The 2963-nt window shown below is 40.3% G+C and carries 1 protein-coding gene; it reads left to right on the forward strand.

Going from position 1 to position 2963, the window contains the following annotated elements; all coding sequences use genetic code 11:
• Nucleotides 1-273: 273 nt before the first annotated feature.
• A complete protein-coding gene (recQ, locus tag CDZ78_RS10290) occupies nucleotides 274-2415 on the forward strand; it encodes a DNA helicase RecQ (RefSeq protein ID WP_087869935.1) in 2142 nt (713 codons plus the stop codon).
• The last annotated feature ends 548 nt before the right edge of the window (nucleotides 2416-2963 follow it).

Here is a 2963-nt window from a genome sequence, read left to right on the forward strand (position 1 = left end):
CCCAATTATTGAGTAGCTGAAATACACAATGCTGGTGTATCGAGGTTTATTTTAGGTGGTTTTGCCATGTTTATAGCAAACCCCTACTTAATTCCCCTTAGGCAATAGCATTTGAAACGAATGAAAAGACTATTTTTTTCATATAGTTGTAGCATAGTTTCAATTTTACCATAAATAATTATTGGGAAACTTCAGGTGTTTAATAGCGGTCAACTGCGGTTTCTAGGATAATGTGGCTATTATATAACTGTTTCAAGACCAGGGATAAAAAGTGTGACGCAATCTGATAAGGCTAACCAGGCAATTGATGTTTTACAGACCGTATTTGGCTACCCGGATTTTCGAGGTGATCAAGCGGCTATCGTTGAGCAATTAATTGCTGGACACAGCGCCGTAGTCTTAATGCCCACAGGTGGCGGAAAATCCCTATGTTATCAAATTCCTGCAATTGTTCGTGAGGGAGTTGGTATCGTTATATCTCCCTTGATAGCGTTAATGGCAGATCAGGTGAATGCCCTGCATCAATTAGGTGTCAAAGCTGCATTTTTAAATTCCACCCTAGACTATAATCAGGTGCAAACGATAGAACAGCAACTATTACGTGGCGAACTTGATTTGCTTTATGTTGCCCCCGAACGTTTGACCTCTGAACGTACCTTACAATTATTTAGCCGTTTAAATATTGCCTTATTTGCTATAGATGAAGCGCACTGTGTGTCTCAATGGGGACATGATTTTCGTAGTGATTATTTGCAACTATCATTATTAGCAGAACGCTTTCCTGATATTCCCAGAATAGCCCTGACTGCAACTGCTGACCAGCGCACTCGTGAAGAAATCATTAGCCGCCTGACATTAAGCCAGGCAAAGCTATTTATAAGTGGTTTTGATCGACCTAATATTCGTTACCGAATTGTACAAAAAGACAATGCACGACAACAATTATTAAGCTTTATTCAAGCAGAACATAATGGTGATGCCGGGATAGTCTACTGTTTATCACGTAAAAAAGTAGAAGCGACAGCTGAATGGTTACAAAAAAAAGGAGTGGATGCCTATCCATATCATGCGGGCTTATCACATCAGTTGCGTAACAAGCATCAACATCAATTCTTAATGTCTGAAGGTGTAGTTATCGTTGCTACCGTGGCTTTTGGGATGGGCATAGACAAGCCTAATGTACGCTTTGTCGCGCACCTGGATTTACCCAAAAGTATTGAAGGTTATTACCAGGAAACCGGACGGGCAGGGCGTGATGGAAAGCCGGCCAATGCATGGATGACCTACGGCTTGCAGGATGTTATTACCCTACGACAAATGCTGCAAGGCTCAGATGCAGATGAAATGCATAAACGTGTTGAATTGCATAAACTGGATTCCATGCTGGGCTTATGTGAGCAGGTATCCTGTCGACGTGAAGTACTCTTAAACTATTTTGGTGAAACCGATACTCAACCCTGTGGTAATTGCGATACCTGTCTTGAACCTGTGGAAACCTGGGATGGCACAATTGCAGCACAGCAAGCTTTATCCTGTATTTATCGTACCGAACAACGCTTTGGGGTTAATTATTTACTGGATGTTTTATTAGGTAAAGAGAACGAACGCATCAAAGGGTTTGCTCATGATAAACAAAGCACCTTTGGTATCGGTAAGGATCTGGATGAAAGCCAATGGCGTTCAGTGTTCAGACAGTTAGTCGTTAAAGGGCTGGTTGATGTGGACTATGAAGGGTATGGTGCATTAAAGCTTAATAGTAGTTGTCGTCCCTTATTGCGCGGTGAAACTCAGATCAGGTTTCGTAAAGACCTAGCTAAACCAAAAAGTAAAAAAGCTAAAGTGACCCGAGGTGATTTTGCGCGACATAGAGATAATGTCCTCTGGGATGCATTGCGCGCTAAACGCCGTCAATTAGCTGATGAGCAAGATGTGCCACCGTTTATTATTTTTAGTGATGCAAGTTTAACCGAAATGGTCGAACAAACTCCGTCAAATCATCAACAGTTTGAACAAATTTCAGGTGTAGGGGCTAAAAAGCTGGAACTGTATGCCGATGAGTTTCTAGCTGTTATAAGCAAAATCCATGCTATTCAGGAGCAAAACTCTGAACTTTCTGAAACGGTTGATGAAACAGTGGCTCTATTTAAAGTGGGTTTTTCTGTCGATAAAATTGCTACGCAGCGCAAGCTGAAAGATACGACTATCTACGGCCATCTTGCAGAAGGCATCGCTGCAGGTGCTGTAGAATTAAATGATGTAGTAGAGCTAAGCGAGCAGGAAATAAATACTATACAAGATGAAATACTCAGTTTGCCAGTAGAGCAAAATACAGCCTTGAAGCCAGTATATGACGCTTTGGGTGAAACCTATAATTACGGGATTCTTCGTTGTGTTCGGGCGGCGATGGAGATTTAGTAGTTAAGATTCTAGTACAGTTCGTAAAACCTAATAAAAAGTCATTCCTGTACGCTTTTAACAGGAATCTATTTATTAAAAATTACAGAATTCCTGAGTAGAGTAACGGAGAAACGAACAAAAATCCTGCGTCAAACTTCCGTATTTTTATTAAACCCTCACTCCTAAGGGCCGATATTTACAAAAGCTAAATTTCAGAATTTCTTGTAAAGCCTATGTTTATAATAAATCAAGAGTGCTAGAAATACCTTAAATTTCTTTTTCCATAACATAAGGGAGACGGAAATAAATAACCGTCCAATTTTTAAACGTTAATAAGCTAGATTCAATAATCTTTGTGGATAATTTCGACTACCTACTTAACAGGAAATATTGCGGTAGGGTGCGCATCGCATACCTTTCAGAGCTGCTATAGTTTCTCTGACTGCCCAGAATGTATGGAAATTATTTACCTGAAAGCCTATAGGTATGCGATGCATACCCTACACAAAGCTTGTTCTGCGTTGAATTAGTCGTCTAATTTTGGATGATTTAATTTTTCCATCGCT

The organism is Bathymodiolus platifrons methanotrophic gill symbiont (assembly GCF_002189065.1).
In the GTDB taxonomy this organism is placed as follows: domain Bacteria; phylum Pseudomonadota; class Gammaproteobacteria; order Methylococcales; family Methylomonadaceae; genus Methyloprofundus.